Origin of the sequence: Seleniivibrio woodruffii (assembly GCF_004339245.1) — a bacterium.
GTDB lineage: Bacteria > Chrysiogenota > Deferribacteres > Deferribacterales > Geovibrionaceae > Seleniivibrio > Seleniivibrio woodruffii.
Window position 1 is genome coordinate 197,733 of record NZ_SMGG01000004.1, and the last position, 17,950, is coordinate 215,682.

Here is a 17,950-nt window from a genome sequence, read left to right on the forward strand (position 1 = left end):
GCCCGCACTAAGCGGGCTTAAATATATCAACTTTTGGGCAGAACTGCCGATTAATGTCCAAAGGAAGTTTTTTTCCGAATGGAGTCGGAATTTGTCCATATATAAAAACCCGTGCCGGAGGGATAAAGGATTATGCCGCCGGATATGAGCAGAGAAAAATTTAAACTGACACGTCTGCGTCTGCCATACAGGATGCTCATCCTTACTGTGGTGTTCCTGTCTGTGCTGATGTTCTCCTGTTCGAAGCAGGATAAGCCTCAGCCCCAGTTGGAAGAGAAGCTGACGGATGCAAAACCGATCGTCTCCCCCATAATCAACTCCAATGAAAATATAACCAAAGGTAACGAATTCTTCCTTAAGGGAGAATTTTCAAATGCAATAGACTTTTACAGCGAAGCGCTGGCTCAGAACCGTTCCATTGCTTTCTATAATATGGGTGTCAGCTATTATCTTCTGGGTGACATTGAGAAGAGTGAGGAATCGTTCAGACAGGCTGTTAAAGAGAATCCGGCCTTTAAAGAAGCATATATGAACCTTGCCGTGGTGCTCATTCAAACCGACAAGCTGGCCGAAGCGGAAAAGATCGTCAAAACCCTGCTGAAGGACAACAACAGCAGCACAGCAAAGATGCTTGTGAACATGGGGAACATCTACCTTAAGCGGGGGCAGACAGCTCTCGCCGCCACCTATTTTCAGGAGGCAATTAAAAAGGGCGAGAACTCAAAATACGTCCGGTCAAACTATGCCTATTTCCTGATGACGGTGGGCGAATATAAGAACGGCATAGCCATTCTTGAAAATCTGGCCGACAAGGACTACACCGACTATTATAACCTCGGCAGTGCGTACTATAACGAAGGTATGTACGCTCAGGGACTTGCGAACGCCCTGAAAGCCATGGAGATGTACCGCACGGAGGAAGCAATTAATCTTGCCGCTCTCAACTATGCGGCACTTACCGACTACAAAAGCGCAATAGCGCTTCTGAAAGAGCTTATCCGTAAGGATCCGGCCGAAGACTACAGATACAGGCTTGCCCGGGCCTATTACCTGAACAGCGATTTCAGGGATGCCAACACTGAGATAACCTCGCTGATAAACGATTTTCCCGATAAATCGGAATACTACAGACTAAAGTATGAAATACAGCTCGGCATGGGCGAGATAGCCGATGCCGGCAGGATGGCAATGGCCGCCTATCAGCGTTTTCAGACAGACGATATGCTGTATATGGTCATAAAGCACAAGATAATATACTACGAGCCTCTGGGCGAGCTTGAGGCGGATCTTCTTTCCGACCGCTCCTCCCCGTTTCTGGATCTTGCAAGGGTGGCCTATTATATTTTCAAGGACAAGATGGTTCCCGCCAGACAGTTCATTGATAAGGTTCCGCCTGAAACCGACAACGACTATTACGTCTACCAGTCGTATATAAACATGAAATACAAAAAGTATGACAACGTGCTTGTCTATGCTAAAAAGATTAATAAATCCCGTCCTGAATATTTCTGGTACAGAACAGCCGTATATTTCAGCACGAACAACGTCGCCGGACTGAAAGAGACAGTGGCGGAACAGGCTCAGCGTGAAACCTCATTCACAAGAAATACGAACGTGCGCTTTCACCTGACACCCAGAATCGAAGAAATAGATTTTTCATACAGATTTGACGGCACATACGAGCAGATGCTTTCGCTGATGCTCTATCCTCTTTTCATAGAACCTTCGGAGATGATGAGCTTTGTTGCAATGGGCTACAAGCTGCTTCAGGAGAACGAAAAACTCAGCGCACTGCGTGAGCTTGAGCGTTCGGTGGAGTTTTCCGAGGGGATAAGGATGAACAACACAGGCGTTGCGGATATGTTCGCATACAGGTTTAACGAGGCCTACGACAAGTTCGAAAAGGCAAACGAAATGCTGAACAATAACCCGTATACGCTTTACAACATGGGACTTGCAAAGCTCAACCTGGGGGATATGGAGTCGGCATCGAAATATTTCGATATGGCGGTTTTACAGAACAACTATCATTTCCCTGCATATCTCGGTCTGGCTGTAACAATGAGAACCCTGACCAAAACAACAAAGCCTTCCGACTATTACAACATAGTCAGAGACAGGGCTGTTCAGGCTGTTGAGGATAAACGGAATCTGCCGGAACCGATACTCTATTCGGCTCTGCTGGCCGAGACCGGACTGGGGCTTTACAGCAAGGTGAAAGAGGATCTTGCGCCGCACAAAGGGCAGAACTCATACTTTAACAACGTATACGCCATTGCAGATTTCCTTTCCGGAAAGGGGCATGCCGCTCTTGATCCTCTTAAGAACAGAAAGAGCATATACAGAGGCAGGGTAATCTGGGATCTCACCGCAACGGAAGAGGGCAAGAACTTCAGCGTTGATACCGGATTGCTTAACGACAGAGCCTATAAGTTCATGAAGTCCTATGCGCTGCTTAAGAGGGGCAAAAAGCCCGTTCAGCTGAACTTCAACGAATATAAGGACGACAACGCCGCCCTTAAGGAAATGGTTTATTACAGCATTCTGGCAAAGGACAGAGCTTCCGCTCTCAGATATCTCCAGCAGATGAGTTCCATAGATATCCGATATAAAGAGCTTTACAAGGCGTCACTCTACTATTTCCTCTGGATAGAGGATTTTGTGAACGCCGAAGCGTCTTACACCTCGCTGGCTAACCTGAAAGCATCGGACAGATACACCGACATGTACAAGATGATGTATTTTGTGCTGAACTATAACGGCCGCAGGCTTCTGGATACGGTGAACAACTATATTAAAAGTTACCCCAACGAGCTGACAGGAAAGGAATATAAACTTATTTACGCCCTGCGGAGCGAAAATTTTGAAATGACACTGAACATAATCAATGATATAGAGAAGCAGAAGAGGGATTTCCTCTATGACCTTCCGCTGGAGATAAGCATTGACGGTTTATAAGATAAGCAGAAAACTTGTGTACGGAATGATATTTCTTTTTGTTTCGTCTCTGTTCTTTTCATATTCATTCCTTGTTAAGGATACGTCCGGCGGAGCATCAGCTATCTGCGCCGTGGTGACGGTTTTTCTGCTGTATAATCTGGTCAGCATGCTTGTGAGCAGATTCAGTGTTGAAGATGGCGAACTGCGCCTTAAAAACCTTATGGGCGACAAGAGCATCCGCCTTTCAGATCTGGAGGAGATAGGCATAGTCAACCTCCGCTGGAGGGTGATACTTATCCTTTCCGATCCCAACAAGTTTGTTTTCATATCATCGCTTTACGGTAACTTTGAAGATTTTCTGAACATGCTTAAAGACAGTGTGCCCGAAAGCGTTAAGCCTTCGCTGGACAAGATCACCCCTAAGACGGTCAGGAATAAGAAGATGTTTCTGGTGGCTCTGATGGCGGCGGGTTCTTTGTTCTTTATCGGGTCAGGACTCTATAATCTCCTGTACCGCTGAGTAAGCGTCGTTTCTTTTATATCCCAGTGCTTTCAGGATGTTGACCACGTCCTTTGAGCCATATCCCGCCTTGATAAGCTTTTTAGCTGTGTCGCCGCAGTCAGACGGTGTTTCTTCGGCTTTAGCTTTTCTGTTATTCACGGCAACAACAAACTCGCCCTTTTTAACTATCTGTTCGATATCCGCTTCTGTATGAATGAAATATGAAGATTCGAACATCTTGGTTATCTCCCTTGCACAGAAGACGGGAGCGGGGAAAACCTTGAGCAGTGTTTTCAGCGTGTCCTCTATTCGGTGGGGTGATTCATAAAAAGCGATTACCGTGTTGTATACAGTGAGGGATTCGGCCTCTCTGAGGCGTTCAGTGGGCTTGTGAGGCAGGAAGCCGTGGAAATGGAAGTCGGATATGTCAAAGCCCGACATCATCAGCGCAGGGACAAATGCCGTGGCTCCGGGCAGTGCCTGAAATTTTACGTTCTCACGCACAAGAACCGATGTGAGCGTATTGCCCGGATCGCTGATGCAGGGAGTGCCCGCTTCGGATATGACGCAGACGGTTTTTCCGCTCTCCACAGTGTGCAGGATTCTGGATGATGCCTGCGCTTCGTTATCCTTGTGGTAGGATTCCACAGGCTTTTTTATGTCAAGTGCGCTCAGAAGGGATTTTGCCGTGCGGGTATCCTCAGCAAAGATAACGTCGCACTCCTTCAGAGCCTCCAGACTGCGCAGGGTGATGTCTCCCAGATTGCCTATGGGTGTCGGAACAAAGGTTACGGGGGGCAGTTTACTCACTTAAGCCTTCGAAAATGTTTCGTTGATGTATTTTTCAGCGTTCTTGGCCGCAACAGTGCCGTCGGCAACTGCGGTGGTTATCTGCTTGTATTCTTTTGTGCGAACGTCTCCGGCAACAAAAATGCCGGGAACGGATGTTCTGGTGGATTCATCTGCAACGATGAAGCCCCATTCATCTGTCTTAACCAGATCTTTCACCAGTTCGGTTTTGGCTGTGTGGCCTATGAATACAAACAGACCGTCGATGGTAAGTTCGCTCTTTTCGCCTGTTAAAACGTTTTTAAGGGTGACTCCGGTGACTTTCGTTTCGCCGTTTACGGTGTCCACAACTGAGTTGGTAATAAACTCCATTTTGGGGTTAGCTCTGGCACGCTCCATTGCAAGTTTCGATGCACGGAACTCGTCACGTCTGTGGATGATGTATACTTTTGAGGCGAAGCGTGTGAGGTATTCACCCTCTTCGATGGCGGATTCGCCGCCGCCGACGCTTGCAACAACCCTGTCTTTATAGAATGAGCCGTCGCAGGTTGCGCAGAAGGAGACTCCTCTGCCGTAGAATCTGCTTTCGCCGGGAACGTCAAGCCTTTTGGGTTCGCAGCCGAAGCCTATTATGAGTGCTTTGGTCTTAACGGGGGTTGCACGGTTTTCAACGTGGATGAGTTTATAGTCGCCGTCCAGTTCAACCTTTGTGCAGTTTCCGTTGCGCACGAGAACTCCGAACTTTACAGCGTGGTTAAAGAATTTTTCAGACAGATCAGCGCCCATTATGCCGTCGTGGAAACCGGGGTAGTTTTCAACCCATTCTGTTATGGCAACGTAGCCGCCGGGGAATTGTTTTTCCAGTATCAGAACTTTCAGCTTGTCTCTGGATGCATACATTCCGGCTGTCAGTCCCGCAGGGCCTGCACCCAATATCACCAGATCGTATTCGTCCTGAATGTCCTGTACGTTGAAAAAGTTCTGCATTACTGACTCCTGTCTAAAATATCGTCCACTATACCAGGTGAAGGAACCTTGGCCTCATAGAGAATTTGTTTATTTGTATCAATGAGAAAGAAGTGCGGCCAGATACTCAGCCCGTAATCTTTTACCGCCTGTTTAATATTACTTAAGTATATATAATTTTCAAGAACTTTATAGCGAGAGTCGGATAATTTTTCTCGTATAATATCTTTTTTCTGCTCTCCGTCCGTAACAATGATCAGTTTCGCACGGTTGGCTTTGTCGATGCCTTTCAGATATGGAACGTTTCTGAGATACAGCTCAGTGTATATGCCGCTGGACAAAAATGTTTGCGTGTTAAAAAACACCAGCATCACAGGCATTTTATATTCGCTTAAAGAAAACTTTTGTCCGTCCATGGTTTCGAAAGCGACATCCGGCGCCTGTGTGCCGACTTTCAGTGCGTTAGGGTTTGAGCGGTAGTAGTACAGCATGAAAAAGCTGACAGCCACAGCCACAAAAACCATCCCGCTCTTTTTGTTAAACAGCTTCCTTATCTTCTGACAGCATTTCATTTTCTGATTTTAAGACTCATGTCGACGCTGACTGCCTGATGTGTCAGTGCGCCTACGGAAATATAGTCTATGTCCAGATGGCGGAAGTTTTTCAGTTTTTCCTTTGTGATGCCGCCTGAAATCTCTATTTTTGCACGTTTAGCGATAACCTCTATTGCCGCAGGCATATCCTCCAGCTTGAAGTTATCGAGCATGATTATGTCCGCTCCGGCCTCGGCCGCTTCCTTGGCTTCGGCGAGGTTGCGCACCTCGACCTCGATCTTTACCGTGCTGGGGATGTTTCTGCGGACAAGGTTCACCGCAGGAGTGATCCCTCCCGCCGCATCCACATGGTTGTCCTTAAGCATTACGCCGTCGAAAAGCCCCATTCGGTGGTTGTTTCCGCCGCCGATGAGAACAGCGTATTTCTCCATAACCCGCCAGCCGGGTGTGGTCTTTCTGGTGTCCAGAATCTTTATGTTTGTTCCCTCAAGCTCCTTAACATATGCCGCCGTGTTGGTGGCTATGCCCGAAAGCCTCTGGAGGAAGTTCAGAGATGTCCTTTCGCCGGAGAGGATCGAGTATACGGGACCGTTGACCTCGCCGAATATTTCGCCTTTCTGCACAAGGTCGCCGTCTTTTTTGTAAAAGATGGTGTTGATGCCTGCGTTCAGCTCATTGAACACAATGCGGGCGGTCTTGGTTCCGCAGAGTATGAAGTCCTCTTTTGCCAGATATGCAAAGGCGCTCAGTTTTTCGTAGTCACGGAAAGCCTTCGCTGTCAGGTCGCCTGTGCCGATGTCCTCTTCCAGAGCGAGCCTTACGAGTTTTTCTCTCAGCATTGTCCTTTCAGCCTCTCTATTGTCTCTTTAACTTTATTAAGTTTATCATCAATCTCGGCAAATTTCTCTTTATCCTTCTCAACGACCTCTGGACGGGCGTTTTTCAGATAGTTTTCGTTTTTCAGTTTGCCGCCGTAGATGCTGTGGTCTTTTTCCAGCTTCACCAGCTCTTTTTCAAGTTTCTGGATCTCTGCTTCAACATCCACAAGCCCCTCAAGGGAAACGTATACCTCGAAAGAGGGCGCAATGTTCTGCGATGCGTTGGGCACTGCGGAATCGGTCATTTCCAGAACCTCAAGCCTTGCAAGGTTCATGACCATATCCCTGTATTTTGCGAATGCCGTCTTGGTCAGCTCTCTGTCGGTCTTGACATAGGCTTTCAGCTGTTTGGACATGGATACGTTGTATTCGCCCCTGATGTTTCTGATAAGCCCGATAAGCTCGATTATCTCCTCCATCTCCGTCATTTCTTCGGAATAGGCGAAGTCGAATTTTTCCCAGTCAGCGAGCATGATGGATTCTTTGTCAGTTACTAGCTTGTAGATGTACTCTGTCACAAACGGCATGAAGGGGTGCATAAGCACCAGAGATTTTTCTATAACGTATGCCGCAACTGCGTATGCATCGTCACGCTTGGTCTCGTCGTATATTCTGGGCTTGATAAGCTCGATGTACCAGTCGCAGAACTTATGCCAGAAGAAATGGTAAACAGCCAGTGCCGCCTCGTTGAAGTCGTAGTTCTTAACGGCTTTCGAAACCTTTTCTTCGGTCTCTTTCAGGTTCTGCAGGATCCACTTGTCCTCAAGTGAGAGCCTGGTGTCGGCTGTGAATTTCTGACCGTTGTAGCCTGTTAGGATGAAACGGGATGCGTTCCATATCTTGTTCACAAAACTGCGGTAGCCGTCGATTCTGGCTTCGTCCAGTTTGATATCTCTGCCCTGTGCCGCAAAGGCCGCAAGGGTGAAGCGGAATGCGTCCGCTCCGTATTTGTCTATCATTGTGAGGGGGTCGATAACGTTCCCCTTGGATTTACTCATTTTCTGGCCGTCTTTGTCACGGATGAGAGCGTGGAGGTAGACCTCTTTAAAAGGTTCCTTGTCCATGAATTTGAGGCCGAACATCATCATTCTTGCCACCCAGAAGAACAGAATGTCAAATCCTGTGATGAGGGTGGATGTGGGGTAGAACTTTTGCAGTGTGTCGGTGTTCTCCGGCCAGCCCTGTGTGGAGAACGGCCACAGACCGGACGAGAACCATGTGTCCAGAACGTCCGTCTCCTGCTCAAGGTTTGTGCTGCCGCAGCGTGAGCATTTTTCGGGAGTCTCCTCCTCGACCATTATCTCTCCGCATTTGCAGTACCATGCGGGAATACGGTGTCCCCACCATATCTGTCTGGAGATGCACCAGTCACGGATGTCGTTCATCCAGTTGTAGAACGTCTTGTGCCATGTTTCGGGCTTGATAACTATCTGACCGGACTGAACGGCGTTCACTGCGGCATTGGACATCTCTTTTATGTTCAGAAACCACTGGAGGCTTATTCTGGGTTCGATGACGGTTTTGCATCTGTAGCAGTGTCCGACCTTGTGCTGGTGGGTCTTTTTTGCAACGAAGAGGCCAAGCTCGGCAAGTCTTACGACCACCTGTTTGCGTGCTTCGAACCTGTCCAGACCGCAGAACTCGCCGCCGTTCTCGTTGATTACGGCGTTCTCGTCCATGACGCTGACGTTCTCAAGGTTGTGCTTCATGCCCAGCAGGAAGTCGTTGGGGTCGTGGGCGGGTGTCACTTTCAGACAGCCTGTTCCGAAATCCATGTCGACGTATTCATCACCGATGATGGGTATCTCACGGTTGAGGATGGGCAGAACAACTGTCTTGCCGATGAGGTGCTTATATCTTTCGTCCTCAGGGTGAACGGCAACGGCCGTGTCGCCCAGCATTGTTTCGGGACGGGTTGTCGCAACCTCAAGTTTTATATCTGTTCCCTTAACGGGGTAGTAGATGTGGTAAAATGCGCCGTCGATCTCCTCGTGTTCAACTTCGAGGTCGGAGAGGGCTGTGTGGCATCTGGGGCACCAGTTGACAATATAGTCGGATCGGTAGATAAGCCCCTCTTTGTAGAGCGATACGAACACCTTGCGGACTGCACGGCTGAGGCCTTCGTCCATTGTGAAGCGTTCTCTCTCCCAGTCGCATGCACAGCCGAGGCGTTTCAGCTGATTGATGATGGTTCCGCCGGACTGGGCTTTCCATTCCCAGACCCTTTCTATGAACTTTTCACGTCCCAGTTCATGACGGCTTGTGCCCTCGGAGGCCAGAAGACGCTCGACAACGTTCTGTGTGGCGATTCCTGCGTGGTCTGTTCCGGGCATCCACATGGTTTCATAGCCGTTCAGCTTGTGGAAGCGGATCATTATGTCCTGCAGGGTGTTGTTCAGGGCGTGTCCCATGTGCAGAGAACCTGTTACGTTGGGGGGCGGAATGACTATGGAATAGGGCGGTTTTTTGCTGTGTTCGTCAGCATGAAAATAGCCTTTTTCGCTCCACTCGCCGTATAGTTCAGCTTCAAATTCAGAAGGATTAATTCGTGTAGGGTATTCTTTCTGCATTGGGAAGTGTCTCCGTTTATTATGAAAGTTTAGATTTTTCGTCCGGTTTGCCCATGGCGGAATTGACCTTTTCGTTCAGGTCGAGAAGATATTTTTCCAGTGTAAGCAGTCTCAGCTTCTGGTTTTTCTTCTCGTATTCGCTAATTCCTATTTCGGCAAGCCTGTTGTAGGTATCCTCAATCTCCTGAAGTATGAGGTTCAGATCCTCAAGTCCGCTTTTCAGCATGACGATGCGCTGAAGCTCGTCCTCCGAAAGACTGCCCAACAGGTCAGTTGCGGAATCTTTTTTCATCAGTGTCACCGTAAATGTCGGCCTCTTCATCTATATCGTATTCCAGCTCGCCTTCGGGGATTATCTTGTCGAAGACCTCCGTGCAGAACTGGCACTCATAGTGGTGTATCACCCAGAGGGAGTTATCCACCATTATTTCGGTGGGTTCGAGTTCTTCGAGTCTTTTTTCGCCGCAGAAGGGGCAGATTTCAGGTTTCATCAACAATTCAGCACCGCCGTAATTTCTCTTTTGTTTGTGTCCAGTACAGTTATATTTATTTCAATATATTTTTCAAGCTCATCGTGCAGATTAAATTTTTCCGCCCATTCAACAAAGCATGTGTCACCGGATTCCAGTATGCCGAAGAAGTCGATGTTCTCAAGCTCGTGGAAGCTGTTCAGCCTGTAAAGGTCGAAATGGCGGATGGTTATGTCGCCGTCATACTGCTGGTGCAGGGTGAAGGTCGGACTGGATGCGGGCGTGCAGTTGAAATGCTCCGCAATGCACTTTACAAAAAAGGTTTTGCCTGCGCCAAGAGTTCCGTTCAGCAGAACGACCTTTCCTTTCAGAAACTCCGCCGCCTCTTCGGCAAACTTTTTTGTGTCCTCTTCGCTCTCAAGAATTCTGTTCCAGTTCATCCAGCACTTTCCCGACAGTGTTTATTATGTCCGTGGTGAGCACGGTCTTTTCGTTCATGGTCTCAAGCACCAGTTCCGCCGCACGGCCGAGGGTGAAACTGCCCAGCATGCATGCGAAATCCAGATCGAATCCCTGCGCCGCAAAGCCTGTTATAAGCCCTGTCAGACAGTCGCCGCTGCCGCCCTTGCTGAGAGCGGGTGAGCCGGAGATGTCGACAAAAACAAGTCCGTTGGGCAGGGCAATTAGGGTGTCGGCGGATTTCTGCACAAGGATTATTCCCGTTTCGGAGGCGAATTTTCTTGCCAGATTAAGCCTGTCTCTGTTCACTTCATCGGTCGTAAGCTTCAGGAGCCTTGCAAACTCGCCTATGTGGGGAGTTATGGCGCATCTGCCTGAGAGTTTTTTATAATGCTTCTGCTGAAGCAGGTTTATTCCGTCTGCATCTATTAACAGCGGAAGGTCTGTATTCTCGATTATATGGTCAAGGAACTCTGCCGTTTCAGGGTTCGTACCGATTCCCATGCCTATTGAGGCAACTGTTTTGCCTTTCAGAAACTCCGCCAGTCTGTCCGCACCGTTGGCGGTGAAGATGCCGGAAATCCCCACAGGGAAAGTCATTATTTCAGGGTTGGCGTTCTCGGCGGCGGCAAGTATGCCTGCCGGAACTGCCGAGGTTGTCAGCCCCGCACCGCAGACTGCACATGCACGGGATGCCATGAGCACTGCGCCGGATTTGCCGGCACTTCCGCCTATGACCACCGCATGACCGAAATGCCCTTTGTGGCTGTCCGGTTCCCTGGGGGTGATGGCGGGCAGGTTGTCCGGTGTTAAAAGGAATGTGTCGCAGCCCGAAATTGCGAAATCGGGGATGGATATATCCGCAATGATAACCTCGCCGCAGAGCTTTCGGGCGGGATACATCACATGGGGATATTTCGGACGGGCGAATGTTACCGTAAGGTCGGCATCAGCGGCCGTGCCTTCGACAAGCCATGAGTCGCCTGAAAGTCCGCTGGGGATGTCAACGGATGCGATATATTCGGCGGAAAGGTTCATGCTGTAGACCAGCTCCTCATAGAAGCCTTCCAGAGGGCGTTTCAGCCCTGTGCCGAACAGTGCGTCCACCGTGACGTCATATCCCTCGAATGAGGGTATTTCGTCTTCTGTGACCGTGAAAACGTTTATAGGATAGTTTTTCAGTATGTTCAGGTTGGTGAGTGCGTCCCCTTTAAGTTTTTCGGGGTCGCAGGCAAGATATACGTCGGTATGTATTCCTGCGTTGGTGAGATGTCTCGCCGCCGCCAGTCCGTCGCCGCCGTTATTTCCGCATCCGCAGACCACCGCCGCCGATGTCATTTCCGGCTGTTTCTCAAGCAGTATGCGGACGAAAGCCCCCGCCGCATTCTCCATCAGCACCGCAGAGGGTATCCCTATGGTGTTAATGGTAAAGCTGTCGGCCTCGGCCATCTGTGCGGAGCTTAGTATCTCCATATCAGTATCCGCCTGTGTCTTCCACCTGTTTTGCTTCGTCAATGAGCATAACGGGGATATCCTCACGGATGTCGTACAGCAGTTTGCATGTGTCGCAGACTATGTATTTCCCGTCTTTCGATTCTCTGACTTTCTGCTTGCATTTCGGACATGCCAAAACATCAAGAAGCTCTTTCTTTATCATAGCGTCACCTGAAAATTTATGTTCGTAAAAACAATTTAAAACATATCGCCGATAAATACAAGGAAAGGAATAGCAATTATTGAAGAATGAGACGGCTGTATAGGATGTGGGACGTATAAGCGTCATTCTGAGGCTTTAGCCGAAGAATCTCAATCGTGAGACTCTTCGCTATTGCTCACTAGCCGAAGGCTGTATGAGTCCATTTCTGATTAATTGTCGAATAGAGTGACTATTTGTTACAGCAGTTCCACTTCCGGCTTACCGAAATAATACCCCTGAACGTAGTCCACGCCCATATTTTTCATCAGGGTGTATATCTCCTCGGATGAAACAAATTCGCCGATGGTCTTAATTCCCGCTCTGTTGCACATGCTGACTATGGTCTCCGTAAGCAGGCGGGCACGCTTTGACTCAAGGATCTGGCGTGTGATGGAACCGTCTATTTTAAGGAAATCCGGCTGGAGCGACAGGATGTACATGAAGTTGGAATAGCCCGTGCCGAAATCATCGATGGCGATGAGGCAGCCCTCCTGCTTCGCCTGACTGACGAACGCCGCAAGTTCGCTGAGGTTGTCCATACCCTCGGATTCGGTTATCTCAATGGTTATCCGCCCCTGAAGACTGTATTGCCTGATGGCGGAGAACAGTTTCTGGTGAATTTTCGTGTTCAGCACATCCTCTTTGTCGAAGTTGAACGAGATGCGCTTGTCGTTATCCTTAATCTTTTCCAGTGTCTTTGTCAGCATTATGGAAGAGAGGTCGTTGTACATTTTAAGCTGTTTTGAAAGCTCCAGAAAGCACAGCGGCGGGATGAACTTGCCGTTTTCATCCTGAATGCGGATGAGTGCTTCATGTTTGAATATCCTGCCTGTGCTTGTCTCGGCTATGGGCTGAAAGTGGGGTACGACCCTGTCCAGCTTAACAGCGTCACGCAGTGCGGTCGTGTATTGTATTGTCTCACGCATCTGCTCGGCCACCTGATGCACCTCGGAATAGGTGGTCAGGCTTCGTTTGTTCTTTCTGGCCTGTTTCAGAGCCATTCCCGCTTTGACCAGCGGGTTGTCGTGTCCCAGAGCGGTTCCGCATGTCAGGCTGAGGGTGATCTCGTTTCCTTTATGGGTGAAGCGGTACTCGGTTATATAGTGCATTATCTGACGGATTATGTGATTGAACTCTTCAACATTTTCAATGTTGTCCGCCAGAACAGCAAACTCGTCGCCGCTGAGCCTGTAGGCGGTCATGGAGAAATCCATACGGCTTTTAAGCAGTTTTGCAAAATCCTTGAGGATCTCGTCCCCCGCCTCAAGCCCGTAGAAAGTGTTTATGGTGCTGAAAGCATCAATGTTTATTATGGCCAGAGCAGGTTCTTTTATCTTTTCGATATCCAGACGCATCTTTGTTCTGTTGGGGAAGCCTGTCAGCGGATCGGTGTACTGCTTGCGTATCTGTTCCTGCTGTTTGAAGAGCTCTGTCAGGTCTTTGCGGATTGAGAGATATTCGGTTATGCGGTTGTTGTCGTCTTTTATGGGAACAACGGAGGATTCCAGATAGACAGTGTGTCCGTCTTTGGCCTTGTTCATCAGCATACCCGACCATATCTGACCCTCCTGCAGAGTCTGAAACATTATTTCATAGGTTTCCTGAGGGGTGTCAGGGTGGGTTAGTATGTCGTATCGGTTGCCTACTATTTCGTCGAACTCGAAGCCCACGGCGTTCAGATAGGCACGGTTTATATATTTCATGACACCTGTGGTGTCCATCACACACATAAGGTTTGATGCATCGACCCCGCTTAAATACTGCTGTATCCTTGCGTTCGCAGCCTTCAGCTTGCGGTTGGCCTCGGCCATCTTTCTTTTTTGTTTGATAAAATAGAGGGTGAAAAGGAGCGCAGAGATAAGTTGCGATAAGACAAGAAACACCAGTACTGCGCTTAAGGATAGCAATTCAGTCATTATGTCTCCGGGCCGGGCGTTTGCCAGTAAAATTAAATAAGTGGTAACTTAGCTTATTGTTATGATATATTATATTTTTATCGACAAAGTAAAGAGTTAAATATGACGGAAACGGACAAAAAAAGACTTTTTTACTCTCTTAGCGACTATCTGAAGGAGAGATTCGGCCAAAAAGTGCGCAAGGTCACTGTTGACGCAGGGTTCACCTGCCCTAACAGGGACGGGCTTAAAGGCACCGACGGCTGTATATACTGCAATGTAGATTCGTTCGTAATGGCTTCCGAGTCCGACATATCCTGTCAGGTGAGGGAGAGGACGGCAAAACTCCGCACTCAGGGCATAGAAAGATTTATCGTATATTTTCAATCATACTCAAACACTTATGCAGATATCGAAACCATCAGGCGGCGGGTTGAGCTTGCCCTTGTGGATGAAGGTATAGTCTCAATATACATCGGCACACGTCCGGACGTTATCGATGCCGAAAAACTCGCCTATTTTGCAGAGCTGAACAAAAAATACGAGGTCATGCTGGAATACGGACTTCAGTCCGCCAACGACAACACTCTCAGGGTGATAAACAGAGGCCACTCCGCCGCCGATTTTGCAGAGGCGGTGAGGCTTACGAAATCTTTCAGAATAAAAACCTGCGCCCATATAATCTTCGGACTTCCCGGGGACACCCGTGAGGACATGATGCGCTCTGTGGATCTTTGTGTCGGGCTGGGTGTGGATTCCATAAAGTTTCACCATCTGCATGTGGTTCGCAATACGCCCCTTGCGGAAATGTATTACGCCGGCAGGGTCGATCTGCTCAGTGAGCAGGCATACATCGAGATTCTGGCCGAGGCCATTGGCCGCATGAAGCCTGACATGGTTGTGTCCAGACTGGTGGGGGATGCCGCACAGGGAACACTGATAGCGCCCATGTGGCCGGAGGACAAATCCGGATTCACCCGCAAGCTGACGGCATACATGGAAGAGAAGGGCATCTGGCAGGGGTGCAGAATTGTACATTCAGTATGACAATATCGTCACCTACATTTTAGAGCTTATCTCGTTCGTACTCATCATCATTATCCTTTCGGGCAGGCGGGAGGCCAGAGGGAACCTTTCGTGGGTTCTGGCGGTTATCCTGTTCCCGCTTTTCGGTGCGCTGGCCTATATCATTTTCGGCAACCCCAGACTCCGCAACATTGTTGAAAAGAGGATGAAACGCTATCCGTTCATCGACAGAAGCATATGCAGAGACAAAAACTGTGAAACGGATGTCGGGGATCTCGGCAGACTTATAACCCGTGTAACTGGTATGCTGCCGGTACGCTGCCGCAACCTGCACCTGATAAGCGAAGCCATAAGAAAATACGCTCTTCTTGAGAGGGACATACAGAACGCTCAGGATTTCATCCTTATGGAATACTATCTTTTCAGGGACGACGTTGTGGGCAGACGCTTTGCGGCATTGCTTGAAAAAAAGGCAAAAGAGGGTGTGCGCATATATTTCATGGTGGACGGCTGGGGTTCAATGGGGCTTCTGTTCTCGCCGATGCTTAAAAAGATGCAGGCGGCGGGGATAAAGACCGCTGTGTTCCACTCCCCTTTCAGATTCCGAACCGCTGCAAGACTGAATTTCAGAAACCACAGGAAGATAGTCGTCATTGACGGTAAAATAGCCTATACGGGCGGAATGAACATCGGTCAGGAGTATAAGGAGTGGGCGGATGCGCATTTGCGATTTGAAGGCAATGCGGTGAACTCCGTTGCGGGTTTTTTCGCCGAGGACTGGCTGTTCGCTACCGGAGAGGATATCTCCGATGCCGTCATGCTGGAATACAGCACTGACTGCGGCGACAGAACCGTGCATGTGATCCCTTCAGGACCGCACCAGAGCACGCCGATGATTTATGATTCGCTGTTTGCCGCCATAACGCAGGCGAAGCAGTATGTTGACATAATAACGCCTTATCTCGTGCCCAATCAGCCCATGATGGAGCTTCTTAAAAATATGGCGAAGCAGGGCATCTATGTCCGCATCATCGTGCCGGGCAGAAACAACCATCCCATAATAGCCGCCGCCGGACGCTCGTATTATGAGGAGCTTATCGAGGCGGGGGTGCAGATTTACGAAGCCACCGACAAAATGGTTCATGCGAAGATAATCAACGTCGACGGCAAATGGGCCACTGTGGGGTCGGCGAATATGGATACCAGAAGTTTCAGGCTGAATTTCGAGCTGAATCTGATGGCGTATTCGGATGATTTTGCGCTGGAGGTTGTGGAGCTGACAAAGAACTACCTGTCACTGTCCGAGCGGGTGTCGCTGGAAAAGGTCAGGAAGCGTCCTTTCTTTATAAGGGTTTTCGAAGGCGGCTGCCGGACTCTGAGCCCTGTTCTATAAAAGGCTGAGATTCTTCGCTACGCTCAGAATGACTGAAACGTTATTCGTCACTGCATGACCACTCATAATTAATTGTCAAATAGGATGCAAAATAACAGTCTCTGCGAGGGCTTTAGCCCGTGGTAGTCTCATAACGTGGCGTGTGCATTTAAGCTAAGTTCTACGAATGTTTGTATGTTTGAGATTGCCGCACCTGCTATGCAGGTTCGCAATGACGTAAGAGATTCTTCGCTACGCTCAGAATGACTGAAACGTTATTCGTCACTGCATGACCACTCATAATTAATTGTCGAATAGGATGCAAAACAACAGTCTCTGCGAGGGCTTTAGCCCGTGGCAGTCTCATAACGTGGCGTGTGCATTTAAGCTAAGTTCTACGAATGTTTGTATGTTTGAGATTGCCGCACCTGCTATGCAGGTTCGCAATGACGTAAGAGATTCTTCGCTACGCTCAGAATGACTGAAACGTTATTCGTCACCAGCCGAAGGCTGTAATCGTCGAATAGAATGACCAGCCAAATCAGGTTCGCAGTGACTCAAATCTATAAAAAACCTACAGTAGATTGCAGGCTCTGCTGTCGATGAAATCTATGCAGAGGATGAAGTTTTTGTCGCCGCAGTCGAATCTTTTCGCCATGGTTCGGCAGAGCATACCCGTTGCCAGAGAGATATACGGGTCTGTGTAGTAAGAGAGAAGATTAAGGCTGTTTATGAAATAGAAATATTCTTTAAGCGAGTGGTCGGTTCCTGTTTTTGAAGGATGGAAAAGGCTGTGTTCGTTGTCGGGGATATCAAATCCGCAGATGGTATCGCCAAACTGAACACCGTCGTCGTTAAGGAAGTATACGCATTCTATATCTTTGTGGGTCTTGATGAAATCCCATGATATCTGCTGAAATTCCGAAGGTTGGGAGTTGACCACTTCGTCAAGCATTCTGTTGAGGATGCTTTCGAAGCTGGCGTGCTGGAACCTTTTCTGTTCGAGGCTTAACGCCATATAATCTTTTATTTCGAATGAAATGTTGTCCATCAGCGTTTTGCAGCTGAACTCCTGAAAATCGGATATGCTTTTGGGACGTGCGAAGAAAAACCCCTGAAACAGGTCTGCGCCCAGTTCGTGGCATTTCATGACGTCTTCTTTTGATTCCACTCCCTCTGCCAGTGTCAGCGAGCCTATTTTTTTGCCCAGATCGATGATTGATTTGATGATCGATTGCTGATAGTAGCTCTGGCTTACGTTGTGGATGAGGCTTCTGTCTATTTTGATGATATCCGGTTTGGATATTACGAGTCTGTTCAGGTTTGAGTGGAGCGCTCCGAAGTCGTCCAGCACCACGAACATTCCCAGCGATGAGAATTTCTCGGTGATGGCTTCCAGCTTGCTGTTGTTCTCTATTTTCGATTCGAGGATCTCAACGGCGATATTCTGATATTTCAGTCCGGCTTCGTCTGCGTATATCTTTGTCCATGATTTGTCCTCGTCGATAACGTTGTCCAGAACGGAGGCATCGAAGTTAAGGAATAGGACGAGGTTGTCGTGGTCGGGGATTTTTGAGAACTCTATCATGGCTTTTTTGCGGCAGAGCCTGTCCAGAGCGAGAACCATTTTGTGTTTCTTTGCTTCGGTAAAGAGTGCGATCGGTGATATCACCGTGCGGTCGGCGGGGTTGATCCCTCTGCAAAGAGCCTCAACGCCGACGGCCTTTTTGAGCTTTAGGCTGAGAATGGGTTGAAACTCAATGCGTATGAGCTCCTTTTCCACAATCTCCGCAATATCGAATTGAACCTGTTCCAATGGCTGCTCCGTAGCTT

General features: G+C 48.7%; 16 protein-coding genes. 4 read left to right on the top strand and 12 right to left on the bottom strand.

Annotated elements, in window-relative coordinates; all coding sequences use genetic code 11:
• Positions 1–144: 144 nt before the first annotated feature.
• Entirely contained in the window at positions 145–2,958 is a 2,814-nt protein-coding gene (locus tag C8D98_RS06985; RefSeq protein WP_165871226.1) for a tetratricopeptide repeat protein, read from the top strand.
• On the top strand, positions 2,945–3,460 hold the full coding sequence (locus C8D98_RS06990; protein WP_132873334.1) for a hypothetical protein: 516 nt from the start codon (positions 2,945–2,947) through the stop codon (positions 3,458–3,460). Before C8D98_RS06985 ends, C8D98_RS06990 begins: the two co-directional genes overlap by 14 nt.
• Here C8D98_RS06990 and rsmI read toward each other — a convergent pair.
• The 11 genes from rsmI to C8D98_RS07045 form a co-directional block, all read right to left on the bottom strand.
• Complete coding sequence (gene rsmI / locus C8D98_RS06995; protein WP_243640935.1) at positions 3,431–4,252, bottom strand: 16S rRNA (cytidine(1402)-2'-O)-methyltransferase; 822 nt, start codon at positions 4,250–4,252, stop codon at positions 3,431–3,433. The genes C8D98_RS06990 and rsmI overlap by 30 nt on opposite strands.
• The gene (trxB, locus tag C8D98_RS07000; protein ID WP_132873336.1) at positions 4,253–5,218 is read right to left on the bottom strand and encodes a thioredoxin-disulfide reductase; all 966 of its coding nucleotides are present in this window, start codon (positions 5,216–5,218) and stop codon (positions 4,253–4,255) included. It abuts the gene before it with no gap.
• On the bottom strand, positions 5,218–5,712 hold the full coding sequence (locus tag C8D98_RS07005; RefSeq protein ID WP_165871227.1) for a peroxiredoxin family protein: 495 nt from the start codon (positions 5,710–5,712) through the stop codon (positions 5,218–5,220). The genes trxB and C8D98_RS07005 overlap by 1 nt, the downstream gene beginning before the upstream one ends.
• Before the next feature lie 53 nt (positions 5,713–5,765).
• Complete coding sequence (nadC, locus tag C8D98_RS07010) at positions 5,766–6,590, bottom strand: carboxylating nicotinate-nucleotide diphosphorylase (RefSeq protein WP_132873339.1); 825 nt, start codon at positions 6,588–6,590, stop codon at positions 5,766–5,768.
• Positions 6,584–9,199, bottom strand: coding sequence for a valine--tRNA ligase (locus C8D98_RS07015; protein WP_132873341.1), 2,616 nt, complete (start codon positions 9,197–9,199; stop codon positions 6,584–6,586). Before C8D98_RS07015 ends, nadC begins: the two co-directional genes overlap by 7 nt.
• Positions 9,200–9,218: 19 nt before the next feature.
• Complete coding sequence (locus tag C8D98_RS07020) at positions 9,219–9,491, bottom strand: ERF4 family protein (protein WP_132873342.1); 273 nt, start codon at positions 9,489–9,491, stop codon at positions 9,219–9,221.
• The gene (locus C8D98_RS07025; protein ID WP_132873928.1) at positions 9,469–9,690 is read right to left on the bottom strand and encodes a hypothetical protein; all 222 of its coding nucleotides are present in this window, start codon (positions 9,688–9,690) and stop codon (positions 9,469–9,471) included. Before C8D98_RS07025 ends, C8D98_RS07020 begins: the two co-directional genes overlap by 23 nt.
• Positions 9,690–10,109: a tRNA (adenosine(37)-N6)-threonylcarbamoyltransferase complex ATPase subunit type 1 TsaE gene (gene tsaE / locus C8D98_RS07030; RefSeq protein ID WP_132873343.1), complete on the bottom strand. Its 420-nt coding sequence runs from the start codon at positions 10,107–10,109 to the stop codon at positions 9,690–9,692. The genes C8D98_RS07025 and tsaE overlap by 1 nt, the downstream gene beginning before the upstream one ends.
• Positions 10,087–11,601 (bottom strand): NAD(P)H-hydrate dehydratase, encoded by a 1,515-nt coding sequence (locus C8D98_RS07035; protein WP_132873345.1) that lies wholly within the window; start codon positions 11,599–11,601, stop codon positions 10,087–10,089. Before C8D98_RS07035 ends, tsaE begins: the two co-directional genes overlap by 23 nt.
• Position 11,602: 1 nt before the next feature.
• Positions 11,603–11,785 carry a Trm112 family protein gene (locus C8D98_RS07040; RefSeq protein WP_132873346.1) on the bottom strand — a complete coding sequence of 61 codons (183 nt, stop codon included), beginning with the start codon at positions 11,783–11,785 and terminating at the stop codon, positions 11,603–11,605.
• Between the two features lie 236 nt (positions 11,786–12,021).
• Positions 12,022–13,740 (bottom strand): GGDEF and EAL domain-containing protein, encoded by a 1,719-nt coding sequence (locus C8D98_RS07045; RefSeq protein ID WP_132873347.1) that lies wholly within the window; start codon positions 13,738–13,740, stop codon positions 12,022–12,024.
• Positions 13,741–13,842: 102 nt separating this feature from the next.
• Between C8D98_RS07045 and mnmL the strand changes: the two genes are divergently transcribed.
• Together mnmL and cls are read left to right on the top strand one after the other, a co-directional pair.
• On the top strand, positions 13,843–14,766 hold the full coding sequence (gene mnmL / locus C8D98_RS07050; protein ID WP_132873349.1) for a tRNA modification radical SAM protein MnmL/YtqA: 924 nt from the start codon (positions 13,843–13,845) through the stop codon (positions 14,764–14,766).
• A complete protein-coding gene (gene cls / locus C8D98_RS07055) occupies positions 14,750–16,138 on the top strand; it encodes a cardiolipin synthase (protein WP_243640936.1) in 1,389 nt (462 codons plus the stop codon). The genes mnmL and cls overlap by 17 nt, the downstream gene beginning before the upstream one ends.
• A gap of 553 nt (positions 16,139–16,691) precedes the next feature.
• Here the strand turns inward: cls and C8D98_RS07060 are convergent.
• Positions 16,692–17,933 carry an EAL domain-containing protein gene (locus tag C8D98_RS07060; protein WP_165871228.1) on the bottom strand — a complete coding sequence of 414 codons (1,242 nt, stop codon included), beginning with the start codon at positions 17,931–17,933 and terminating at the stop codon, positions 16,692–16,694.
• Between the last annotated feature and the right edge of the window lie 17 nt (positions 17,934–17,950).

Bases quoted from the DNA above. Each gene is read 5' to 3' on its own strand.
- C8D98_RS07020 (WP_132873342.1), bottom strand. From the start codon at position 9,491: ATGAAAAAAGATTCCGCAACTGACCTGTTGGGCAGTCTTTCGGAGGAC.
- nadC (WP_132873339.1), bottom strand. From the start codon at position 6,590: ATGCTGAGAGAAAAACTCGTAAGGCTCGCTCTGGAAGAGGACATCGGC.
- C8D98_RS07035 (WP_132873345.1), bottom strand. From the start codon at position 11,601: ATGGAGATACTAAGCTCCGCACAGATGGCCGAGGCCGACAGCTTTACC.
- C8D98_RS07025 (WP_132873928.1), bottom strand. From the start codon at position 9,690: ATGAAACCTGAAATCTGCCCCTTCTGCGGCGAAAAAAGACTCGAAGAA.
- C8D98_RS06985 (WP_165871226.1), top strand. From the start codon at position 145: ATGAGCAGAGAAAAATTTAAACTGACACGTCTGCGTCTGCCATACAGG.
- tsaE (WP_132873343.1), bottom strand. From the start codon at position 10,109: ATGAACTGGAACAGAATTCTTGAGAGCGAAGAGGACACAAAAAAGTTT.
- mnmL (WP_132873349.1), top strand. From the start codon at position 13,843: ATGACGGAAACGGACAAAAAAAGACTTTTTTACTCTCTTAGCGACTAT.
- C8D98_RS07015 (WP_132873341.1), bottom strand. From the start codon at position 9,199: ATGCAGAAAGAATACCCTACACGAATTAATCCTTCTGAATTTGAAGCT.
- trxB (WP_132873336.1), bottom strand. From the start codon at position 5,218: ATGCAGAACTTTTTCAACGTACAGGACATTCAGGACGAATACGATCTG.
- C8D98_RS07040 (WP_132873346.1), bottom strand. From the start codon at position 11,785: ATGATAAAGAAAGAGCTTCTTGATGTTTTGGCATGTCCGAAATGCAAG.
- C8D98_RS07045 (WP_132873347.1), bottom strand. From the start codon at position 13,740: ATGACTGAATTGCTATCCTTAAGCGCAGTACTGGTGTTTCTTGTCTTA.